Origin of the sequence: Actinomadura spongiicola, assembly GCF_003432485.1 — a bacterium.
GTDB lineage: Bacteria > Actinomycetota > Actinomycetes > Streptosporangiales > Streptosporangiaceae > Spirillospora > Spirillospora spongiicola.
Genome location: NZ_QVNQ01000003.1, coordinates 60,799 through 81,647, shown reverse-complemented (window position 1 = coordinate 81,647; position 20,849 = coordinate 60,799). Strand labels below are relative to the sequence as shown.

The following is a 20,849-nucleotide window of genomic DNA, read 5'->3' as shown; positions in this document are numbered from 1 at the left end:
CGCGCCACCATCCCCGCCGCCACCGCTCCTGACCGGCCCCGGCGGCTCCGGACGTGGCACGAGCACGCGCCACGCGTGGCACGAGCACGCGCCACGCGTGGGACGATGGGGCCGGTGAGCACAGTGCGGGAGACGGCCTCCGCTACCGTGAGCGACGTGGACGAGACGCCGCCGGAGCCGGGGCAGGGAGCCGAGGAGGAGCAGCACGGCTTCCACGTCCACCTGGACAACTTCGACGGCCCGTTCGACCTGCTCCTCGGGCTGATCTCCAAGCACAAGCTCGACATCACCGAGGTGTCCCTGCACAAGGTCACCGACGACTTCATCGCGCACATCCACGCCCACGGCAAGGACTGGGACCTCGACCAGGCCAGCCACTTCCTCCTCGTCGCCGCGACGCTCCTGGACCTCAAGGCCGCCAGGCTGCTGCCGTCCGGTGAGGTCGACGACGAGGAGGACCTGGCGCTGCTGGAGGCCCGCGACCTGCTGTTCGCGCGGCTCCTGCAGTACCGCGCCTACAAGGAGGTCGCGCGGGTGATGGCGGCGCGGATCGCCGACGCGAACCGGCGGTTCCCGCGCCTGGTGCCGATGGAGCCCCGGTTCGCCAACGTGCTGCCGGAGGTGCTGCTCGGCCTCGGACCTGACGAGTTCGCCCGGCTCGCCGCCAAGGCGCTCACCCCGAAAGAGCCGCCCTCGGTGTCCGTCGAGCACATCTACCAGCCGAAGGCCAGCGTCAAGGAACAGGCCGCGATCGTCGTGGAGAAGCTCCGTCGGCTCCGCCGGACGACGTTCCGCGTCATCGCGTCCGACGCCGACGGCCTCTACGAGGTCGTCGCGCGGTTCCTGGCGGTGCTGGAGCTGTACCGCGACCGGAACGTCACGTTCGAGCAGGACGAGCCGCTCGGCGAGCTGCACATCACGTGGATCGGCTCCGACGAGGGCGACGTGGAGGTCGGCGACGACTACGAGGGCGCCCCCGCCAAGGACCCGAGAGACGAGAAGGACGAGAAGGACGAGGAACACGATGACTGACGGACCCGGCGCGGACGCGCCGGAGCTTCCGGGGCTGCGCGCGTCGATCGAGGCGATCCTGCTCGTGGTGGACGAGCCCGTCACCGAGATGACCCTCGCGCAGCTGCTGGAACGTCCCCGCGGCGAGATCGCGGAGACCCTGCGCGAGCTGGCCGCGGAATACACCGCCCAGGGCCGCGGGTTCGATCTCAGGGAGGTCGCCGGAGGCTGGCGGTTCTACACCCGGGACGTGTGCGCCCCGGTCGTGGAGCGGTTCGTCACCGACGGGCAGCAGGCGCGGCTCACCCAGGCCGCGTTGGAGACGCTCGCCGTCGTCGCCTACCGGCAGCCGGTGAGCCGGGCCAGGGTGTCGGCGATCCGCGGCGTCAACAGCGACGGGGTCATGCGCACGCTGACGCTGCGCGGCCTGATCGAGGACGTCGGCCAGGATCCCGAGTCGCAGGCGCACCTCTACCGCACCACCGGGTACTTCCTGGAACGGCTCGGGCTCCGCGACCTGGACGAGCTGCCCGAGCTGGCCCCCTACCTTCCCGACGACCTGCCAGAAGACATAGTTGAGGACACGTGAGCGACAGAGAGGGCGTGCGGCTGCAGAAGGTCCTGGCCGAGGCCGGGATCGGCAGCCGCCGCCACTGCGAGGAACTGATCGGCGAGGGCCGCGTCACCGTCAACGGGAAGAAGGTGTTCCGTTTCGGTGAGCGCGTCGACCCGGAGCGCGCCATCATCCATGTGGACGGCAAACGGGTCGAGACCCGCGCCGAGATGCGCTACTACGCGATCAACAAGCCGCGCGGCGTGGTGTCCACGATGTCCGACGAACGGGGCCGCAAGTCCCTCGCCGACTACGTGGAGGTGCCCGAGCGGCTGTTCCACGTCGGGCGGCTCGACACCGACACCGAGGGCCTGATCCTGCTGACCAACGACGGGGAGCTGTCGCACCGGCTCACGCATCCGTCCTACGGGGTCACCAAGACGTACCTGGCGGAGATCCACGGCCCGATCCCGCGTGACCTCGGCAAGCGGCTCAGGGCGGGCGTGACGCTGGACGACGGGCCCGCCAAGGCCGACCGTTTCCGGGTCTTCGACCAGGTCGGCAAGCGCGTTCTCGTCGAGATCGCCCTGCACGAGGGACGTAAGCACATCGTCCGGCGGCTGCTGAAGGAAGTGGGGTTCCCCGTCCAGCAGCTGGCGCGCACCGAGTTCGGGCCGGTCAAGCTGGGATCGTTGCGACCGGGCACGATGCGGGCGTTGACCGTGCGGGAGATCGGGGAACTGTACAAGGCCGTCGGGCTGTAGCGCGGCGCGGCGCACGAGGCGAACAGGCACCGAACAGGGGAGGACGACGACTGTGGCGGTACGCGCGGTCCGTGGAGCGACGCAGATCGACGCCGACGACCGGGACCAGATCCTGGAGGCGACGACGGAGCTCGTCGCGGAGGTGATGGCCCGCAACGGGCTGAGCACCGAAGACGTGATCAGCGTCATCTTCACGGTGACACCGGATCTGACGGCGGAGTTCCCGGCGCTCGCCGCCCGCAAGCTCGGCTTCCACGAGGTGCCGCTGCTGTGCGCGACGGAGATCGGCGTCCCCGGCTCCCTGCCCCGCGTGATCCGGCTGATGGCGCACATCGACACCGACCGTCCCCGCTCGGACGTCCAGCACGTCTACCTGAGGGGCGCGACGGCTTTGCGCATGGACATCGCGCAATAGCGCCCGAGCGTAGTGAGGCATGGACATCGCGCAATAGCGCCCGAGCGTAGTGAGGCATGGGCGGGGGCACAGTAGGGTTTTGGCCGTGACTGAGGGTGTGGAGGTGCGGCGCGTCGTCGTGGTCGGGACGGGCCTGATCGGGACGTCGATCGCCCTGGCGATGCGGGAGCGCGGCGCCGAGGTGCTGCTGACCGACCGGGACGCGGGCGCGCTGCGGCTGGCGGTCGAGCTCGGCGCCGGGGAGCCGCTGCCGGACGCGGCACGCGCGGAGCCCGCCGATCTGGCGGTGCTGGCGGTGCCGCCCGCGGCGGTGGCGGTGACGCTGCTGGACGCGCAGAAACGCGGCTTGGCCACGGCTTACACGGATGTGGCGAGCGTGAAGGCGTTGCCGCTGGCGCAGGCGGCGGAGCTGGGCTGTGACCTGTCGACGTTCGTGGCGGGGCATCCGCTGGCGGGCAGTGAACGGTCGGGGCCGGGCGCGGCCCGCGCCGACCTGTTCCTGGGGCGCCCGTGGGCGTTGTGTGCGACTCCGGAGGCGTCGGCGGCGACGGTCGCGGTCGTCCGGGCCTTGGCGGAGGCGTGCGGCGCGATGCCCGTCGAGGTCGAGGCCGCCGAGCACGACCGGGCGGTGGCGCTGGTGTCGCACGGCCCGCACGTGGTGTCGGCCGCGGTCGCGGCGCGGCTAACCGGCGCCGACGACGTGGCGCTCGGCCTGTCCGGTCAGGGCGTCCGGGACGTGACCCGGATCGCGGCCAGCGACCCGCGGCTGTGGATCGGCATCCTGTCGGCGAACTCCGTGCCCGTCGCGGAGGTGCTGGAGGCGGTCGCGACCGATCTTGCGGTGGCCGCGTCGCTGCTGCGCGACGGCAGCGACGAGGCCGCCGCGCACGTGGCGGACCTGCTGTTGCGCGGGAACGCGGGCCGGTCACGCATTCCGGGCAAGCACGGCGGTGACCAGTCCGCGTACGCGATCGTCCAGGTCGTGATCCCGGACCGTCCCGGCGAGCTGGCGATGGTGTTTCAGGCGGCGGGTGTCGCGGGTGTCAACATCGAGGACGTGACGATCGAGCATTCGCCGGGCCGTCCCGTGGGTGTGCTGGAGATCGCGGTGGTGCCGGAGGAGGCGGAGCGGCTCGCGGCGGAGTTGCGGGGCCGCGGCTGGTCCGTCCCGTCCCCGGCCGGAGGCGCCGGGCCGTGACGGTGCCGCGAGGCCGGTAGCCTGGTCCGACGAACTAGAGAGGGATTCGATCGTGCCGCTCGTCATCGCCATGGACGGACCCTCCGGGTCGGGCAAATCCAGCGCGTCGAAAGGGGTCGCCCGCGCGCTCGGCCTCCGCTACCTGGACACCGGCGCCATGTACCGCGCCGTGACGTGGTGGATGCTGGAGCACGGGGTCCCGGTGGACGACGCGGGCGCCGTCGCGGCCCGCGCGGCGGAGCCCGTCATCGTGTCCGGCACCGACCCGGACGCGCCGACGATCATGGTGGACGGCACGGACGTGTCGGGCCCGATCCGTACCCGTCCGGTGACGAACGCGGTCAGCGCCGTCAGTTCCGTCCCGGCGGTCCGCGCCCGGATGGTCGAGCTCCAGCGCGAGATCATCGGAGCCGGGGGGATCGTGGTGGAGGGGCGTGACATCGGCACGGTCGTCGCGCCGGACGCGCCCGTCAAGGTGTACCTGACCGCCAGCGAGGAGACGCGGGCCCTGCGCCGGGCGAAGGACCTCGCGGCCGATCCGGGCGCGACGGTGACCGTCACGCGGGCGGAGCAGGCGCGGCGGGACCGGCTCGACTCGACCAGGGCGGCGTCGCCGTTGACCAGGGCGGGCGACGCGCACGAGATCGACTCGACGGACCTGAGTCTCGCCGAGGTCATCGAGGCGGTCGTCCGCCTCGCCAAAGAGCATGAGTGAAACGGGTGGCCGGGTCGGCCCCCGCGGGGATGTCACAGTGAGCGAATATGAGATCGAGACCGTCGACGTCGTCGAGGACGTCGCCGCCGACGAGGGCCCAGCGCCGGTCGTGGCGGTGGTCGGACGCCCGAACGTCGGCAAGTCCACCCTGGTCAACCGGATTTTGGGCCGCCGTGAGGCCGTCGTGGAGGACGTTCCGGGCGTGACCCGCGACCGGGTCGCCTACGACGCGGCGTGGAGCGGCCGCCGCTTCACCGTCGTCGACACCGGCGGGTGGCTGCCGGACTCGGTGGGCCTCGCCGCGGCGATCGCGGAACAGGCCCGGCTGGCGGTCGACCTGGCCGACGTCGTGATGTTCGTGGTGGACGCCACCGTCGGCGCCACCGACGTGGACGAGGCCGTGGTGGAGATCCTGCGCCGGTCCGGGAAACCGGTGGTGCTGGTCGCCAACAAGGTCGACAACGCGGCCGTCGAGTCGGACGCGGCGCTGCTGTGGTCGCTCGGCATCGGCGAGCCGCACCCGGTCAGCGCGCTGCACGGGCGCGGCAGCGGCGACCTGCTCGACGCGGTCCTCGCCGCGCTGCCCGAGCAGGCGCCGCCGGAGACGTTCGACGTGGAGACGGGCGGGCCGCGCCGGATCGCGCTGCTCGGCCGCCCGAACGTCGGCAAGTCGAGCCTGCTGAACAAGGTGGCGGGGGAGACCCGCGCCGTCGTGGACTCGGTGGCGGGCACGACCCGTGACCCGGTCGACGAGCTGATCGACCTCGGCGGCCGGACGTGGCGGTTCATCGACACGGCCGGGATCAGGCGGCGGCACCGCGAGAACCAGGGCGCCGACTTCTACGCGACGCTGCGCACCCGGTCGGCGCTGGAGCGCGCCGAGGTCGCGGTGGTGCTGGTGGACGCGTCGGAGCAGCTCGCCGAGCAGGACCTCCGGATCATCTCCATGGTGATCGAGTCGGGCCGTGCGCTGGTCATCGCCTACAACAAGTGGGACCTGCTGGACGAGGAGCGCCGCCTCTACCTGGAGCGCGAGATCGACCGGCAGCTGCACCACGCCCGGTGGGCGCCGCGCGTGAACGTTTCCGCCAAGACCGGGCGGCACATGGACCGGTTCGTCCCCGCGATCGAGACGGCCCTGGAGGGCTGGAACACCCGCGTCCCGACGTCGAAGCTGAACCAGTTCTTCGCCGACCTGGTGAGCTCGCACCCCCACCCGGTGCGGGGCGGGAAGCAGCCGCGGGTGCTGTTCGCGACGCAGGCGGGGGTGCGGCCGCCGCGGTTCGTGCTGTTCACCTCCGGCTTCCTGGAGGAGGGGTACCGGCGGTTCATCGAGCGGCGCCTGCGGGAGGAGTTCGGTTTCCCCGGGACGCCGCTCGACATCGCCATGAAGATCCGGGAGAAGCGGTTCAAGGCCAAGAAGTAGTGCCGGGGCCCTCAGCCGTCGAAGCGCGTCTCTCCGGCGATGCGCCGGTCACCGTGCGAGGGTTCCTTCGCGGACGGTACGTTCTCCCGCGCGTACCGTCCGTAGACGAGCGGCCGGGTGGTGTTCGAATCGGTCGGCCGGTGCTCGTCCATCGTCATCTTCTCCCGGGCTCCGATCACGGCGAACCGGCCGAGCGCGAGCCCGGCGAAGAACGCGATGGCGACACCGAGCCCGGTGAACCCGGAGACCTGTTCGGCGACGCGTTGCGTTTCGCCGGTTCCGAGCGGGGCGCCGATGCCGGGCACGTCCCAGAGCGTGGCGACGGAGGAGCCGACGGCGAACCAGGCGCCGCCGAGCGCGGCGAGCCAGGCTCCGAACACGGCGAACACGCGGTTGGCGGCGGCGAGCAGGATCAGCCCGCCGACCACCACGGCCACCGCGGGCGCGATGGTGAGTTGAAGCCGGTCGGTGTCGTACACCCAGGGGTCGTCGGGGGCGAAGCCGAAGTCGAAGTAGGGGCCGACGAAGGGCAGCAGGCCGCCCCAGAGACCGAGCAACACCAGGAGCGTTCCGCTGAGGCCGCCGCGGGAGCGTGGTGCGCGCATGGTCCCAGTCATGATCATTCCTCCTGACCGGGCGTTTGGTTCTGGTTGGTTCTGGTTTCAATCACCCCCTACCCGGACGAGACCACTCCACACGGTGGTGGTGAGAGGAGCGAACCCGTATGGGAGCCGACAGCGCGGTGACCGGCGTGGACGTCGTCTACACCCACGAGAACCCGCCGGACCGTTGGGAGGCGGCCGTCTTCCTCGCCGGTCCGACACCCCGCTCGGCCGGGGATCCGTCGTGGCGCCCGGAGGCGGTCGCCGCCCTGCGTGAGCGCTGGGACCTCGCGAACGGGCGGCTCGTCGTGTTCGTCCCGGAGCACCGGCACGGCGTCCACGACGACTACACGGGGCAGATCGAGTGGGAGGAACGCTGCCTGAACCTGTCCGACGAGGTGATCTTCTATGTGCCGCGTGATCTGACGACGATGCCCGCGTTCACGACGAACGTGGAGTGGGGCATGTGGCACGACAGCGGCCGGGTCGTCTTCGGGGCGCCGCCAGAGGCGCCTAAGAACCGCTATCTGCTGCATTACGCCGAGAAATTCGGTGTGCCGACGGCGACCGACCTCCCGGCGACGATCGCGGCGGCGCTCGACCGGATCGGCTCGGGCGCGTCCCGGACGGGCGGGGAACGGGAGATCCCGCTGCTGTTGTGGCGCGACAGGGCGTTGCGGCGCTGGTACGCGGGCCAGCGGGCGGCGGGCAACACGCTGCTCGGGGCGCGGGTGGTGTTCCGGTTCGGCACGCACTGGGGGCTGCACGTCCGGATGCATGTGGCCGCCGAGGACCGGGTGAAGGACAACGAGGTCGTGTTCGGACGTCCGGACATCTCCGTCGCCGTCCTGTACCGGCCAGCCGAGACGCTCGACGAGACGGAGATCGTGCTGGTGCGGGAGTTCCGGAGCCCGTGCGCGAACGGGTTCGTCCACGAACTCCCGGGCGGTTCGGGCGCCGGGGGACCGGCGGAGGTCGCGCTGGCGGAGATCGCGGAGGAGACCGGGCTCGTGGTGAAGCCGGCGCGGCTGCGCGAGCACGGGCCACGGCAGGTGAACCCCACGATGTCCGTGCACCGGGCGCATCTGTTCTCCGCCGAGATCACCGGCGAGGAGGTGGCGCGGCTGCGCGCGTCCGGGCCGCACGGCGTGGCCGCCGACAGCGAGCGCACCTACGTCGAGGTGGTCCCGTTCGGGCGGATCCTGCGGGAGCGGCTCGTGGACTGGGCCTGCCTCGGCATGATCACAGAGGCCCTGCACCGAAGAACATGACCGCATCTGCGACCGCGTCTAGGTCTCCCAACGTGCATTAGCCGTCTCTGGGACGTTCTTCAGCTCGAATCTGCGACGGGTTATCCTGGGCGGCGTGACGACGTTCAGGATCAGTGAGGCGGCGGCGCTCCTCGGCGTGAGCGCGGACACCGTCCGGCGGTGGGTGGACGGCGGGCGGCTTCCCGCGTCCCGCGACGATCACGGGCACCGCCTCGTCCCGGCGGCCGACCTGGCGTTGTTCGTGCGCGAGCAGGCGCGCCGCGGCGCCGCCCCGGACGAGCGGAGCGAGCGGTTCTCCTCGGCGCGCAACCGGATGCGGGGCATCGTGACCGACGTGGTCCGGGACGGGGTGATGGCGCAGGTGGAGATCCAGGCGGGGCCGTTCCGCGTCGTGTCCCTGATGAGCCGTGAGGCGGCCGACGACCTCGGGCTGCAAGTGGGCGTGGTAGCCGAGGCCGTGGTGAAGTCCACGAACGTCGTCGTCGAGCTCCCCGACTGAGGAGGATCGTGCACGTGCGGGTCGCGCGGGTCTCCGCCCTCCTTCTCCTGCTGACGCTGCCCTTGGCGGCCTGCGGCGACGTGGGCGACGGGTCGTCCGGAACGGGCGGCGACGGCGCTGACGGCGGGACGCTGACGGTGTTCGCCGCGGCGTCGCTGACCGAGGCGTTCACCGAACTCGGCAAGACTTTCGAGAACGGCCGTCCCGGCGTCCGGGTCAGGTTCAACTTCGGCGGAAGCTCGTCGCTGGCGCGGCAGATCACCCAGGGCGCCCCGGCGGACGTGTTCGCGTCCGCGAGCCCCGCCACGATGAAGACGGTCACGGACGCCGGTGACGCCACCGGACGGCCCCGGGTGTTCGCCGGGAACCGCCTGGTCATCGCCGTTCCCAAGGACAACCCCGGCAAGGTCCGCGCGGTGGGAGATCTGTCCAGGCCGGGCCTGAAGGTCGTGCTGTGCGCGGCGCCCGTGCCGTGCGGGGCCGCCGCACGGACGGCGCTCGGCACGGCGGGCGTCGACGTCGAGCCCGTGTCGCTGGAGCAGGACGTCAAGGCCGTTGTCACCAAGGTCGGCCTGGGGGAGGCGGACGCCGGGCTCGTCTACCGCACCGACGTCGGGGCGGCGCGCGGCAAGGTCGTCGGCATCGAGTTCCCGGGGGCGGCACGCGCCGTCAACGAGTACCCCATCGTGGAGGTCGCCGACGCGCCGCGCCCCGCGCTCGCCAAGGAGTTCATCGGGCTCGTGCTGGGCACGCGGGGCAGGGCGGTGCTGAGCCGGGCCGGTTTCGAGGCGCCGTGAAGGATGTCGGCCCGTGAAAGACGTCGGCCCGTGAAAGATCTCGACAGGCCCGTCGGTCGGCCGCCGTGGATCCTGCTGCTGCCCGCGCTGGCCGGTCTCGCCTTCCTCGTCCTGCCGCTCGCCGGGCTTCTCGTCCGCGCCCCGTGGTCGACGCTCGGCACCCGGCTCATGCAGGACCAGGTGCTCGACGCGCTGCGGCTGTCGCTGGTCACCGCGACCCTGGCGACCTTCCTGTGCCTGCTGCTCGGCGTCCCGCTGGCCTGGACGCTGGCGCGGGTCCCGTTTCCCGGCGTCCGGCTCGTCCGGGCCCTGGTGACCGTGCCGCTGGTGCTGCCGCCGGTGGTCGGCGGCGTCGCGCTGCTGCTCGTGCTGGGCCGTCGCGGGCTGGTCGGCGCGTGGCTCGACGGCACGTTCGGGATCACGTTCCCGTTCACGACCGCCGGGGTCGTGCTGGCGGAGGCGTTCGTGGCGATGCCGTTCCTGGTGATCAGCGTCGAGGGCGCGTTGCGCGCCGCCGACCCGCGGTACGAGGAGGCCGCCGCCACGCTCGGCGCGGGCCGCTGGACGGTCTTCCGGCGGGTGACCGTGCCGCTCGTCGCGCCCGGGATCGCCGCCGGGGCCGTGCTGTGCTGGGCGCGGGCGCTCGGCGAGTTCGGCGCGACGATCACGTTCGCGGGCAACTTCCCGGGCCGGACGCAGACGATGCCGCTGGCCGTCTACCTGGCCCTGGAGACCGACCCGCAGGCCGCGATCGTGCTGAGCCTCGTCCTGCTGGCGGTGTCGGTGGTCGTACTGGCGGCCCTTCGAGACCGGTGGCTGAACCCCACATGACCAGCGGAGCGAACCAAGGAGTGAGGGGGCTGGACGCGCGGCTGGTGGTGCGGCGCGGCGCGTTCGACCTAGATCTGGCGCTCACCGCCGGGCCCGGCGAGGTCGTGGCGCTGCTCGGCCCGAACGGGGCGGGCAAGAGCACCGCGCTGCGCGCCCTGGCGGGGCTCGTCATGATGGCCGGTGGCCACATCCGGCTGGACGGCGAGGACCTGCGCCCGCTGTCGCCCGAACGCCGTGGCATCGGCATGGTCTTCCAGGACTACCTGCTGTTCCCGCATCTCAGCGCCCTGGAGAACGTCGCGTTCGGGCCGCGCAGCCAGGGGGCGGGCCGCCGCGAGGCCCGGCGCCGCGCGGCCGAGTGGCTGGACCGCGTCGGGCTGGCGGAGTTCGCCTCCGCCCGGCCGCGGGCGCTGTCGGGCGGGCAGGCGCAGCGCGTCGCCCTCGCCCGCGCGCTCGCCGTCGAGCCGGGGCTGCTCCTGCTGGACGAGCCGCTCGCCGCCCTCGACGTCCACACGCGAATGGAGATCAGGGCCGCGCTGCGCCGCCATCTCACCGGATTCCCCGGCGCGGCCGTCCTGGTCACCCACGACCCGCTGGACGCGATGGTGCTGGCCGACCGCATCGTCGTCGTCGAGAACGGACGCCTCGTCCAGGACGGAACGCCCGCCGACGTCGCCCGCAGGCCCCGCACCGACTATGTCGCGCGCCTGGTCGGACTGAACCTGTACCGGGGACGCGCGGAGGCGGGCACGGTCACGCTCGGAGACGCCGCCACCGGACCCACCTGGACGCTCGACACCGCGGACTCACTCGAAGGTGAGGTCTTTCTGGCGTTCGCGCCGTCCTCGGTGGCGCTGTACCGGACCCGTCCCGACGGCAGCCCCCGCAACCTGTGGCGCGCCCGCGTCGACGCGGTCGAACGGCACGGCGACCGGGTCCGAATCCGGCTGTCCGGGCCGCCTTTCGACGCCGTCGCCGAGGTGACCCCGGCGGCCGTCGCGGAGCTCGAATTGTCCGAGGGCCGCGCGGTCTGGGCGGCCGTGAAGGCCACCGAGACCCACGTTTACCCAGCTTGAGCGCATCCCTGGCTGGTCCCGCCCCGGAACGCGCACTGTGACGCACGTCCCGTCCCGTACCAGTGAGATCAATCACAAATCGGGCAGGAAGCATCAAATATGGGCGGGATTGGTCCAGACCAAATGGCAAAAACAGCGCGTCTTGTTCATCATGCAAACATCCTGCGAACAGCTGAAGGAGTTGCCCGTGTCCAACCAGGTCCCCGGCCTTGATCAACCCCCTACCGGCCACAGCGAACTGACGGAGTGGGTACGCGGGATCGCCGAGCTGACCAAGCCGGACCGCGTCGAATGGTGCGACGGCTCGGACGCCGAATGGGAGCGGCTGACGGGTCTCCTCGTGGAGCAGGGCACGCTCACGCGGCTCGACCCGGCGAAACGACCCAACAGCTTCTACGCGGCGTCCGACCCGACCGACGTGGCCCGCGTCGAGGACCGCACGTTCATCTGCTCCGAGAAGGAGGAGGACGCCGGTCCCACCAACAACTGGATCGCGCCCGGTGAGATGCGCGAGACCCTCGGCGGCCTGTTCGACGGCTGCATGAAGGGCCGCACCATGTACGTGGTGCCGTTCTGCATGGGCCCGCTCGGCGGCAACATCTCCCAGCTCGGCGTGGAGATCACCGACTCCGCCTATGTCGCCGTCTCCATGCGGATCATGACGCGGATGGGCACGGACGCGCTGCGTCTCATCGAGGAACGCGGGACCTTCGTCAAGGCCGTCCACTCCGTCGGGGCCCCGCTGGAGCCCGGCCAGGAAGACGTGAAATGGCCGTGCAACTCCACCAAGTACATCACCCACTTCCCCGAGACCCGTGAGATCTGGTCCTACGGGTCCGGGTACGGCGGCAACGCGCTGCTCGGCAAGAAGTGCTACGCGCTGCGCATCGCGTCCACGATGGCGCGCGACGAGGGCTGGATGGCCGAGCACATGCTCGTCCTGAAGCTGACGCCCCCGACCGGCGAGACCCGGTACGTCGCCGCCGCGTTCCCGTCGGCGTGCGGCAAGACGAACCTCGCCATGCTGGAGCCGACCATCCCCGGCTGGAAGGTCGAGACGATCGGCGACGACATCGCCTGGATGCGGTTCGGCGACGACGGCCGCCTCTACGCCATCAACCCGGAGGCCGGGTTCTTCGGCGTCGCGCCCGGCACCGGCGAGAGCACCAACGCCAACGCCGTGAAGACGCTGTGGGGCAACAGCATCTTCACCAACGTCGCGCTCACCGACGACGGCGACGTGTGGTGGGAGGGCCTCACCGACGAGCCGCCCGCGCACCTCACCGACTGGCGCGGTGACGACTGGACCCCGGACTCCGAGACCCCGGCCGCCCACCCGAACGCCCGCTTCACCACCCCGGCCGGGCAGTGCCCGATCATCGCCGACGAGTGGGAGGACCCGAAGGGCGTCCCGATCTCGGCGATCCTGTTCGGCGGGCGGCGCGCGTCCGCGGTCCCGCTCGTCACCGAGTCGTTCGACTGGCAGCAGGGCGTGTTCCTCGGCGCCAACGTCGCGTCCGAGAAGACCGCCGCCGCCGAGGGCACGGTCGGCGAACTGCGCCGCGACCCGTTCGCCATGCTGCCGTTCTGCGGCTACAACATGGGCGACTACTTCGGCCACTGGCTGGAGATCGGCAAGGCCACCGACGCCGAGAAGCTGCCGCGGATCTACTACGTCAACTGGTTCCGCAAGAACGCCGACGGCAAGTTCATCTGGCCCGGCTTCGGCGAGAACAGCCGCGTCCTGAAGTGGATCGTCGAGCGGCTCAACGGGCAGGCCGACGCCGTCAAGACCCCGATCGGGCACCTGCCGACCCGGGAGGCGCTCGACACCGACGGCCTCGACCTCGACGACGCCGACCTCGACACGCTGCTGTCCGTCGACACCGAGGTGTGGAAGCAGGAGGCCGCCCTGGTCCCCGAGCACTTCGAGAAGTTCGGCGACCACATGCCGAAGGCGCTGTGGGACGAGTACCACGATCTCGTCCGCCGCCTGGAGCACTGACCCTCCGCCTCACCGAGGCAGGAGCCACACCGGAGACCGGCACGCCGCCGCGCGCCCGCCCGCCGACGACCTCGGCGGGCGGACGCCTCCCGATGAACCTCGACCTCGGTTGAGGTCGCATAGGATGCGGTTCATGACGCGGCTTGAGCACCGGTTGCATGAACTGACCGTCGGACAGCTCGCCGAGCGGAGCGGCGTGGCCGTCTCGGCGCTGCACTTCTACGAGTCCAAGGGACTGATCCACAGCCGCCGCACGGCGGGCAACCAGCGGCGCTTCACCCGCGACACGCTCCGCCGGGTGTCGTTCATCAGGGTCTCGCAGCGCGTCGGCATCCCGCTCAGCGAGATCCGCGACGCCCTCGCCACCCTCCCGGAGGAACGCACCCCCACCGTGGAGGACTGGGCGCGGCTGTCGGAGATGTGGCGCGGCGGCCTCGACGAGCGGATCCGTCAGCTCGAACGGCTCCGCGACGACCTCACCGACTGCATCGGCTGCGGCTGCCTGTCCATCCACAAATGTGCCCTCGCCAACCCCTACGACCGGCTTGGCGACGAGGGGCCCGGGCCGCGTCGGCTCCTCGCCCGGCGCGGCGCGTCCCGCCCGTCCGGTGGAACACCGAACGAACGGAACGCGCCGAATCCCTGCCGGGCCGCCTCCTGCACGGCCGACTGAACCCGTCGGCCGCACCGGTCCGCCGATCCCGTCAGCGGCGGCGCAGGTCCCGTCCGTGGGGGTCGATGCGGCGCGGCATCGGCTCCCGTCCGGACGGCTGCGCGGGCGCCGGACGCACCGGGATCGGCTCGATCGGCAGCTCGATCGGCTCGTCCCCGAGCGTGAACGGCTCACCGTGATGCCACAGTTTGATTCCGGGGCCGTCCAGCAGCTCGTACGAGGCGGCCTCCGCCGTCACGTTCACCTTGATCAGCGTGCCCCGGTACCGCATCCGGAACGCCAACCGGCTGATGCCGCCCGGCAGCCGCGGCGCGAACCGCAGCTCACCGCCGCCCGCCCGCATCCCGCCGAACCCGGCGACGAGCCCGCTCCACGCCCCCGCCATCGACGCGATGTGCAGCCCGTCGCGGGTGTTGCGGTTCAGGTCGTGCAGGTCCATCAGCGCGGTCTCGCCGAGATAGTCGTGCGCCAGCTCCAGCTGCCCGACCTCCGCCGCCACCACCGCCTGCGTCTGCGCCGACAGCGAGGAGTCCCGGACGGTCAGACCCTCGTAGTAGGCGAAGTCGCGGGCCTTCTGCTCCTCGGTGAACGCCTCACCGCACAGATGCAGCGCCAGCACCAGGTCGGCCTGCTTGACGACCTGCTTGCGGTACAGGTCGAAGTACGGGAAGTTCAGCAGCAGCGGATAGTGGTCGGGTTTGGTGGCCGCGAAGTCCCAGCGGGCGTGGTTGGTGAACCCCTCGCTCTGCGGGTGGACCCCGAGCCGGTCGTCGTAGGGGATCAGCATCGCCGCCGCCGCGTCCCGCCACGACGCGGCCTCCTCGGCGTCCACGCCCAGCCGGTCCGCCACGTCCGGGTGGCGCATCGCCATCTCCGCGGCCTCCTGGAGATTACGGCGCGCCATGAGGTTGGTGTAGACGTTGTTGTCCACGATCGCGCTGTACTCGTCGGGGCCGGTGACGCCGTCGATGCGGAACACGCCGCCGACGTCGTGGTGGCCGAGGCTCCGCCACAGCCGGGCGGTCTGCACCACCAGGTCCAGGCCGATCTCCCGCTCGAACTGTTCGTCCCGCGTCGCGTCGACATATCGGACGACGGCGTCGGCGATGTCGGCGTTGATGTGGAACGCGGCCGTCCCGGCGGGCCAGTACCCGGAGCACTCGTGGCCGCGGATCGTCCGCCACGGGAACGCGGCGCCCTCCAGACCGAGCTGAGTGGCGCGCTCGATCGCCAGCGGCAGCGTCATGTGCCGCCACGCCAGCGCGTCCGCCGCCGCGCCCGGCGAGGTGTAGGTCAGGACCGGCATGACGAACGTCTCGGTGTCCCAGAACGTGTGACCGTCGTAGCCGGGGCCCGTCAGCCCCTTCGCCGGGATCATGCGCCGTTCGGCGCGCGCCCCCGCCTGCATGACGTGGAACAGCCCGAACCGGACGGCCTGCTGGATCTCCGCGTCGCCTTCGACCTCGACGTCCGCGCCCTCCCAGAACTCGTCCAGGTACGCGCGCTGCTCGTCGAGCAGCCCGTCCCAGCCGGTCTGCCGCGCGCCCGCCAGCGCCCCGACCACCTGGTCGTGCAGCGCCGGACGCGACCGCCGACTCGACCACCCGTACGCGATGTACTTGACGATGCGCAGCTTCTGCCCCGGCTCCAGGCGCGTCGCGACCGTCAACCGGCCGACGTCGTTGGAGCTCTCGGTGTCGATCGCCATCGACTTCGGGCCCTTGATGTCGTGGGACATGCCCGCCGCCATCCGCAGCCCGCTGCGCCGCGTCCGGTGCAGCAGCAGGACCTTCGTGCCGTTGGCGACGTGCTCCTCGCTGACGAGGGGGCTCTCCAGGATCGCCGACGCCCGCGGGTCCTTCCCGCCGCCCGGCAACGCCTCGTTGGCCACCAGCTCCGACTGCGCGACCACCCGGACCGCCCCGTCCACCGGTTCGACCTCGTAGCAGATCGCCGCCACGGCCCGCTGTGTCAGCGACACCATCCGGACCGACGTCACCTTGATCGTCTTGTCGGCCGGGGACGTCCACTCCACCTGCCGGGTGAGCGTTCCCGCCCGCATGTCCAGGACCCGCTCATGGTGCAGGACGCGGCCGTACCGCACGTCGAGCGGCTCGTCGTCGACCAGCAGCCGGATCACCTTGCCGTTGGTGACGTTGATCACCGTCTGGCCCGACTCCGGATACCCGTACGCCGTCTCGGCGTGCGGCAGCGGACGCTGCTCGTAGAACGAGTTCAGATAGGTGCCCGGCAGCCCGTGAGGTTCTCCCTCGTCGAGGTTGCCGCGCATCCCCACATGGCCGTTGGACAGCGCGAACACCGACTCGGTCTGAGCCAGCCGGTCGAGCCGTAGTTCCGGCTCGCGCACGCACCAGGGCTCCACCGTGAACACAGGCCGGTCGGCCCCGCTCAGCCCCTCATGCTCGGTCACTTCACCTCCAGCAGTTCGGACAGGTCGGAGACCACGATGTCGGCGTGCTCGGCGAGGGCCGCGGCATGGGCGCCGTCGACCCGGTTGACGCCGACCACGTAGGCGAACCCACCGGCCCGCCCGGCCTGGACGCCCGCGATGGCGTCCTCGAACACCACCGCCCGCTCCGCCGGGACGCCCAACTCCCGCGCCCCTTCGAGGAACATGTCGGGCGCGGGCTTGCCCGGCAGCCGCCGCTCGGCCGCGATCACGCCGTCGACCCGCGCGTCGAACAGGTCGGTGATGCCGACCGTCCGCAGCACCTGGACGGTGTTGGCGCTCGACGACACGACCGCCGTCTTCAACCCCGCTTCCCGCGCGGCGCGCACGTAGTCGATCGAGCCGTCGAACGTCTCGACGCCCTTCTCCTCGATGAACTTGAGGACCAGCGCGTTCTTGCGGTTGCCGAGGCCGCGGATCGTCTCGCGCTCCGGCGGATCGTCCGGCGCGCCCTCGGGGAGCTCGACGCCGCGCGACTCGAGGAAGGAACGCGTCCCGTCCTCGCGCTTCTTCCCGTCGACGTACCGGCCGTAGTCCTTCACCACGTCGAACTCGGTGAAGGGCTCACCGGACCGTTCCGCCCGCTCGCGGAGGTAGCCGTCGAACATCTCCTTCCAGGCCGCGGCGTGCACCGCCGCCGTCCTGGTCAGCACCCCGTCGAGATCGAAGAGACACGCTGCCGCCTCGTCCGGCAGTCCCAGCATCCGCACCCCCTGAAAGAATGTCACCGTTGAAGAGATTCCCAACGCCCACGCGCGGGCAGGCGAAAGCCGACGCTCGAACGAGGGATCGGGATTCCGCGTACAACCCCTTGATCAGGGTGGCATATGAGAAGGAGCGAGCCAATGGAAACGGCACGTATCGGCGTCACCGGACTCGCGGTGATGGGCCGCAACCTGGCCCGTAACCTGGCCCGGCACGGACATTCCGTCGCCGTGCACAACCGTAGCCCCGCCCGCACCAAGTCCCTCGTGGACGAGTTCGGCCACGAGGGTACCTTCCTTCCGGCCGAGACCGCCGAGCGTTTCGTGGCCTCCCTGGAACGCCCCCGTCGCCTGGTCATCATGGTGAAGGCGGGCGACCCGACCGACGCGGTCATCGACGAGTTCGCGCCGCTCCTGGAGCCCGGCGACATGATCGTCGACGGCGGCAACGCCAACTTCGCCGACACCCGCCGCCGCGAGTCCGCCCTGCGCGAACGCGGCGTCCACTTCGTCGGCACCGGCATCTCCGGCGGCGAGGAGGGCGCGCTGCACGGCCCGAGCATCATGCCGGGCGGCTCCGCCGAATCCTATGCCGCGCTCGGCCCCCTCTTGGAAGACATTTCCGCCAAGGTCGACGGAACCCCATGCTGCGCCCATGTCGGCCCCGACGGCGCTGGACATTTCGTAAAAATGGTGCACAACGGCATTGAATACGCCGATATGCAGTTGATCGCCGAATCCTACGATCTGCTCCGCCATGGCGCGGGCCTGGAGCCCGCCGAGATCGCCGAGGTCTTCCGCACCTGGAACACCGGCCGCCTGGAGTCCTACCTCATCGAGATCACCGCCGAGGTCCTCGCGCACACCGACGCCGCGACCGGCCGCCCGTTCGTGGACGTCGTCCTCGACCAGGCCGAGCAGAAGGGCACCGGCCGCTGGACCGTTCAGACCGCCCTCGACCTCGGCGTCCCCGTGGGCGGCATCGCCGAGGCCGTCTTCGCCCGCTCCGTCTCCGGCCACGCCGCCCTCCGTGAAGCCGCCCAGGGTCTCCCGGGCCCGTCCCGCGGTGCCGCCGCGTCCACCCTCCCCGACGCCGTCGAGAAGGCCCTGTACGCGTCCAAGATCGTCGCCTACGCGCAGGGCTTCCACGAGATCCAGGCGGGCAGTGCCGAATACGGCTGGAACGTCGACCTCGGCGCGATGGCCACCATCTGGCGCGGCGGCTGCATCATCCGCGCCCGCTTCCTCGACCGCATCCGCGCCGCCTACGAGGCCGACCCGCGGACCCCCACCCTCCTCACCGACCCCCACTTCACCGAAGCGGTCGGCGACGCCCAGGACGCCTGGCGCGAGGTGGTCGCCACGGCCGCGAAACTGGGCATCCCGGCCCCCGGCTTCTCCACCGCCCTCGCCTACTACGACTCACTCCGGGCCAAGCGCCTCCCCGCCGCCCTCACCCAGGGCCAACGCGACTACTTCGGCGCCCACACCTACCGCCGCGTAGACCGCGAAGGCACCTACCACACCCTCTGGGGCGCCGACCGCACCGAAATCACCTCCTGACCCGCTGGCGCAGCCCTCGCGTCCCCACAGACGCGAGGGCATTCGGCCCATTAACACCATTTGTTTAGTGTTCGAAAGAATTCATGGCCATGTTCGGCCTGGCGATCCACTGATTTCCCCGCGTGAGAAGCACATCTCGTGTACATAGGGTAGTGAGACGATTACGTTCCTGCTCCCCGGGGGTTCGCCATGGTCAGCCCGTACGTACGCCGCCTAAAACTCGCCACCGAGCTGCGAGCGCTCCGCGAGGAGCACGGCATCCTCACCGAGGACCTCGCCAAACGCCTCTACTACTCACGTACGAAGATCAGCCGTCTCGAAACAGCCGCCGGTCGCCCCGACGTCGCCGTCGTCATGTCGATACTCGACATCCTCGGCGTCACAGGTGAGGAGTGGGAGAGAATCATACGCCTCGCCCACGAGGCCGCGGTCAAGGGCTGGTGGGACCGCTATAGACAATCCATGGGACCCCGCCAACGGCTCTACGCCGACCTCGAATTCGGCGCCTGAAGACGGTCCTACGCCCGGACGGCCCGACCTACGAGTTCATCATCGATGAGGTGATCACTCGTCGCCTCAACGTGGCGCCATCGATCGTGGCTGCTCAGCTGACCCATATAGCCGATCTGGTCGCCGCAGAGCCCAGGCTGGCTGTGCGGATACTTCCTGTGGACGCGTATATTGCCGACGCGCTTCTCCCGAAGGTGACGTTCTCCCTGTTCACGTTCCCGGACTCGCAGACCCGCCAATGGCTGTCATCGCGACGCACACCACGGACTTGGTTCACACCGAGCGCCGCGAGGTGAAACGTTATAGACAGAGGTATGAGGGTCTCGCTCAGGCAGCGCTTGCCCCCGAGGACAGCCTGGCGCTACTGACCGAGACCGCGAAGAGGCTAACTGACAAGATAGGGCCCCCTGTATGACCAAGAAGTACGCTCAATGGCGTAAGTCACGTCACAGCGATCCCGGCGAATCCTGCGTTGAGGTGGGACGCTCGGCGGATGGCATGATCGGTGTCCGCGATACCAAGGCTCAGGGCGCCGGGCCGATCTTGGCGTTGACTCGGGACGAGTGGGCGGCTCTTCTTCACTGTCTTCGGTCGCCGCTGGGCAACTGATCGGCTCACGCCTGCCGCGAGGTGAGTGAAGACGGCGGCGGTCCTCACCCCTGGCGCCAGTCTGCGGACGTGAGGGCTCCGGCTGCCTGCGGGCCCATGAGGACGAGGCCGCCGTCCACGAACAGGGACGAGCCTGTGATGTAGGCCGCTTCTGGGGCGGCGAGGAACGCGATCGCGTCCGCGACCTCGCGGGCGTGGCCGGGCCGGGCCAGCGGATACCCGGCCCGGCTGTCCGGCCTCGGCGGTTCGTCATGCTGCCCGGTCATCGGCGTCGCGATCTCGCCCGGCGCGACGGTGTTCACGGTGATCCCGTGCTCGGACAGCTCCAACGCCAGGGTTCTCGCCAGCATCTTCAACCCGCCTTTGGCGGCGCAATACGGTCCGGCGCCGATGCGGGGATACTCCTCGTGGACGCTGGTCACGTTGACGATGCGGCCGCCCTCGCCTCTCCGCACCATCCGGCGGGCGGCTCGCTGCGAGCACAGGAACGCGCCGTCGAGATCGACGGAAATGACCTCCCGCCACTCCTCGAAGTCCATGTCGAGGAGGTGGCGCATGCTTCCCGTTCCGGCGTTGTTGACGAGGACGCCGAGGCCGCCCAGTTCGTCGGCCAGTTCGTCAACGGCCCCGGCCGCCCGTTCGGGATCTGTCAGGTCGTGCTGCCGGACGGCGGCGCGCCGTCCCTCCGCCTCGACCTCCCGTGCCGTCCCCTCGGCCCCTTCACGGTCCGACCGGTAGGTGATCCCGACGTCGAACCCCTTCCGGGCCAGGGCGACGGCCGTCGCCTTGCCGATACCGGAATCGGCGCCCGTGATGATGGCGATCCGGTCGTAGGTCACGACTCGTCGGGAGCGCGCTCGACCCCGGCGGTCGGGTCGCCCTCACGCGTGCCGCTTTCGGCGTCGGACTCGTAGCCCTCCTCCGCGCTCTCGGTACCCGGGACGACCCGCTCGTGCGGCTGGTCCTCCAGCCCCGAACTGGCCCCGGGGCCCCGATCGTTCGCCTCGTCCTTCTTGCCCATGGCTGTGCCCCCTTGCGATCAGTGGCTGTTCCGTCCAGCAGGTTGTTGCCGAACGGTGCGTCCCTAATCGGCCGTTGTGCGGTTCGGGTGGTCTGCCGTCTACGGGAGCGTGTAGATACGTTTCGGACGGCGTTGG

At 70.9% G+C, this 20,849-nt stretch carries 22 protein-coding genes and 1 pseudogene; 18 read left to right on the top strand and 5 right to left on the bottom strand.

What is annotated here, in order from left to right:
- Nucleotides 1-156 precede the first annotated feature (156 nt).
- The 7 genes from D0T12_RS09100 (at nt 157) to der (ending at nt 6,082) form a co-directional block, all read left to right on the top strand.
- On the top strand, nt 157-1,032 hold the full coding sequence (locus D0T12_RS09100; protein ID WP_233525998.1) for a segregation and condensation protein A: 876 nt from the start codon (nt 157-159) through the stop codon (nt 1,030-1,032).
- Nucleotides 1,025-1,600, top strand: a complete 576-nt coding sequence (scpB, locus tag D0T12_RS09095; RefSeq protein ID WP_117399072.1) for an SMC-Scp complex subunit ScpB — start codon at nt 1,025-1,027, stop codon at nt 1,598-1,600. Before D0T12_RS09100 ends, scpB begins: the two co-directional genes overlap by 8 nt.
- The gene (locus tag D0T12_RS09090; RefSeq protein WP_117399071.1) at nt 1,597-2,328 is read left to right on the top strand and encodes a pseudouridine synthase; all 732 of its coding nucleotides are present in this window, start codon (nt 1,597-1,599) and stop codon (nt 2,326-2,328) included. Before scpB ends, D0T12_RS09090 begins: the two co-directional genes overlap by 4 nt.
- Before the next feature lie 52 nt (nt 2,329-2,380).
- The gene (aroH, locus tag D0T12_RS09085; protein WP_117399070.1) at nt 2,381-2,743 is read left to right on the top strand and encodes a chorismate mutase; all 363 of its coding nucleotides are present in this window, start codon (nt 2,381-2,383) and stop codon (nt 2,741-2,743) included.
- A gap of 79 nt (nt 2,744-2,822) precedes the next feature.
- Entirely contained in the window at nt 2,823-3,941 is a 1,119-nt protein-coding gene (locus tag D0T12_RS09080; protein ID WP_233525931.1) for a prephenate dehydrogenase, read from the top strand.
- 52 nt (nt 3,942-3,993) lie between these two features.
- Nucleotides 3,994-4,656 (top strand): (d)CMP kinase, encoded by a 663-nt coding sequence (gene cmk / locus D0T12_RS09075; protein WP_117399069.1) that lies wholly within the window; start codon nt 3,994-3,996, stop codon nt 4,654-4,656.
- Between the two features lie 37 nt (nt 4,657-4,693).
- Nucleotides 4,694-6,082 (top strand): ribosome biogenesis GTPase Der, encoded by a 1,389-nt coding sequence (gene der, locus D0T12_RS09070; RefSeq protein WP_233525930.1) that lies wholly within the window; start codon nt 4,694-4,696, stop codon nt 6,080-6,082.
- Between the two features lie 11 nt (nt 6,083-6,093).
- Here der and D0T12_RS09065 read toward each other — a convergent pair whose 3' ends face one another.
- The gene (locus D0T12_RS09065) at nt 6,094-6,699 is read right to left on the bottom strand and encodes a hypothetical protein (protein WP_147339458.1); all 606 of its coding nucleotides are present in this window, start codon (nt 6,697-6,699) and stop codon (nt 6,094-6,096) included.
- 107 nt (nt 6,700-6,806) lie between these two features.
- Between D0T12_RS09065 and D0T12_RS36425 the strand changes: the two genes are divergently transcribed.
- The 7 genes from D0T12_RS36425 to soxR all read left to right on the top strand — a co-directional run bounded on the left by D0T12_RS36425 (nt 6,807) and on the right by soxR (nt 13,836).
- Nucleotides 6,807-7,955: a nucleoside 2-deoxyribosyltransferase domain-containing protein gene (locus D0T12_RS36425; protein WP_117399066.1), complete on the top strand. Its 1,149-nt coding sequence runs from the start codon at nt 6,807-6,809 to the stop codon at nt 7,953-7,955.
- Between the two features lie 94 nt (nt 7,956-8,049).
- Nucleotides 8,050-8,454, top strand: a complete 405-nt coding sequence (locus tag D0T12_RS09055) for a TOBE domain-containing protein (protein ID WP_117399065.1) — start codon at nt 8,050-8,052, stop codon at nt 8,452-8,454.
- Nucleotides 8,455-8,459: 5 nt separating this feature from the next.
- Entirely contained in the window at nt 8,460-9,251 is a 792-nt protein-coding gene (gene modA / locus D0T12_RS09050) for a molybdate ABC transporter substrate-binding protein (protein ID WP_117399064.1), read from the top strand.
- A gap of 3 nt (nt 9,252-9,254) precedes the next feature.
- Nucleotides 9,255-10,082 (top strand): ABC transporter permease, encoded by an 828-nt coding sequence (locus tag D0T12_RS09045; RefSeq protein WP_117399063.1) that lies wholly within the window; start codon nt 9,255-9,257, stop codon nt 10,080-10,082.
- Nucleotides 10,079-11,158 carry an ABC transporter ATP-binding protein gene (locus D0T12_RS09040; RefSeq protein ID WP_117399062.1) on the top strand — a complete coding sequence of 360 codons (1,080 nt, stop codon included), beginning with the start codon at nt 10,079-10,081 and terminating at the stop codon, nt 11,156-11,158. Before D0T12_RS09045 ends, D0T12_RS09040 begins: the two co-directional genes overlap by 4 nt.
- Nucleotides 11,159-11,345: 187 nt before the next feature.
- Nucleotides 11,346-13,163 (top strand): phosphoenolpyruvate carboxykinase (GTP), encoded by a 1,818-nt coding sequence (locus tag D0T12_RS09035; RefSeq protein WP_233525928.1) that lies wholly within the window; start codon nt 11,346-11,348, stop codon nt 13,161-13,163.
- Nucleotides 13,164-13,296: 133 nt separating this feature from the next.
- Nucleotides 13,297-13,836, top strand: a complete 540-nt coding sequence (gene soxR, locus D0T12_RS09030) for a redox-sensitive transcriptional activator SoxR (RefSeq protein ID WP_117399711.1) — start codon at nt 13,297-13,299, stop codon at nt 13,834-13,836.
- A 31-nt stretch (nt 13,837-13,867) separates the two neighbouring features.
- Here soxR and D0T12_RS09025 read toward each other — a convergent pair whose 3' ends face one another.
- The gene (locus tag D0T12_RS09025) at nt 13,868-16,267 is read right to left on the bottom strand and encodes a glycoside hydrolase family 65 protein (RefSeq protein ID WP_199487386.1); all 2,400 of its coding nucleotides are present in this window, start codon (nt 16,265-16,267) and stop codon (nt 13,868-13,870) included.
- Nucleotides 16,264-17,034 carry an HAD family hydrolase gene (locus D0T12_RS09020; RefSeq protein ID WP_407642057.1) on the bottom strand — a complete coding sequence of 257 codons (771 nt, stop codon included), beginning with the start codon at nt 17,032-17,034 and terminating at the stop codon, nt 16,264-16,266. The genes D0T12_RS09025 and D0T12_RS09020 overlap by 4 nt, the downstream gene beginning before the upstream one ends.
- Nucleotides 17,035-17,151: 117 nt before the next feature.
- Between D0T12_RS09020 and gndA the strand changes: the two genes are divergently transcribed.
- The 4 genes and pseudogenes from gndA to D0T12_RS09005 all read left to right on the top strand — a co-directional run bounded on the left by gndA (nt 17,152) and on the right by D0T12_RS09005 (nt 19,692).
- On the top strand, nt 17,152-18,573 hold the full coding sequence (gene gndA / locus D0T12_RS09015) for an NADP-dependent phosphogluconate dehydrogenase (RefSeq protein ID WP_117399061.1): 1,422 nt from the start codon (nt 17,152-17,154) through the stop codon (nt 18,571-18,573).
- 189 nt (nt 18,574-18,762) lie between these two features.
- Nucleotides 18,763-19,083, top strand: coding sequence for a helix-turn-helix transcriptional regulator (locus D0T12_RS09010; RefSeq protein WP_117399060.1), 321 nt, complete (start codon nt 18,763-18,765; stop codon nt 19,081-19,083).
- Nucleotides 19,032-19,498: pseudogene (locus D0T12_RS37365) on the top strand (Scr1 family TA system antitoxin-like transcriptional regulator). The gene D0T12_RS09010 and the pseudogene D0T12_RS37365 overlap by 52 nt, the downstream one beginning before the upstream one ends.
- A complete protein-coding gene (locus tag D0T12_RS09005) occupies nt 19,495-19,692 on the top strand; it encodes a DUF397 domain-containing protein (protein ID WP_117399059.1) in 198 nt (65 codons plus the stop codon). Before D0T12_RS37365 ends, D0T12_RS09005 begins: the two are co-directional and overlap by 4 nt.
- A gap of 44 nt (nt 19,693-19,736) precedes the next feature.
- Here D0T12_RS09005 and D0T12_RS09000 read toward each other — a convergent pair whose 3' ends face one another.
- Nucleotides 19,737-20,531, bottom strand: coding sequence for an SDR family oxidoreductase (locus D0T12_RS09000; RefSeq protein ID WP_117399058.1), 795 nt, complete (start codon nt 20,529-20,531; stop codon nt 19,737-19,739).
- Complete coding sequence (locus D0T12_RS08995) at nt 20,528-20,713, bottom strand: hypothetical protein (RefSeq protein ID WP_117399057.1); 186 nt, start codon at nt 20,711-20,713, stop codon at nt 20,528-20,530. Before D0T12_RS08995 ends, D0T12_RS09000 begins: the two co-directional genes overlap by 4 nt.
- Between the last annotated feature and the right edge of the window lie 136 nt (nt 20,714-20,849).

Bases quoted from the DNA above. Each gene is read 5' to 3' on its own strand.
- gndA (WP_117399061.1), top strand. From the start codon at position 17,152: ATGGAAACGGCACGTATCGGCGTCACCGGACTCGCGGTGATGGGCCGC.
- scpB (WP_117399072.1), top strand. From the start codon at position 1,025: ATGACTGACGGACCCGGCGCGGACGCGCCGGAGCTTCCGGGGCTGCGC.
- D0T12_RS09005 (WP_117399059.1), top strand. From the start codon at position 19,495: ATGACCAAGAAGTACGCTCAATGGCGTAAGTCACGTCACAGCGATCCC.
- D0T12_RS09040 (WP_117399062.1), top strand. From the start codon at position 10,079: ATGACCAGCGGAGCGAACCAAGGAGTGAGGGGGCTGGACGCGCGGCTG.
- D0T12_RS36425 (WP_117399066.1), top strand. From the start codon at position 6,807: ATGGGAGCCGACAGCGCGGTGACCGGCGTGGACGTCGTCTACACCCAC.
- soxR (WP_117399711.1), top strand. From the start codon at position 13,297: ATGACGCGGCTTGAGCACCGGTTGCATGAACTGACCGTCGGACAGCTC.
- D0T12_RS09010 (WP_117399060.1), top strand. From the start codon at position 18,763: ATGGTCAGCCCGTACGTACGCCGCCTAAAACTCGCCACCGAGCTGCGA.
- D0T12_RS08995 (WP_117399057.1), bottom strand. From the start codon at position 20,713: ATGGGCAAGAAGGACGAGGCGAACGATCGGGGCCCCGGGGCCAGTTCG.
- D0T12_RS09045 (WP_117399063.1), top strand. From the start codon at position 9,255: ATGTCGGCCCGTGAAAGACGTCGGCCCGTGAAAGATCTCGACAGGCCC.
- D0T12_RS09065 (WP_147339458.1), bottom strand. From the start codon at position 6,699: ATGACTGGGACCATGCGCGCACCACGCTCCCGCGGCGGCCTCAGCGGA.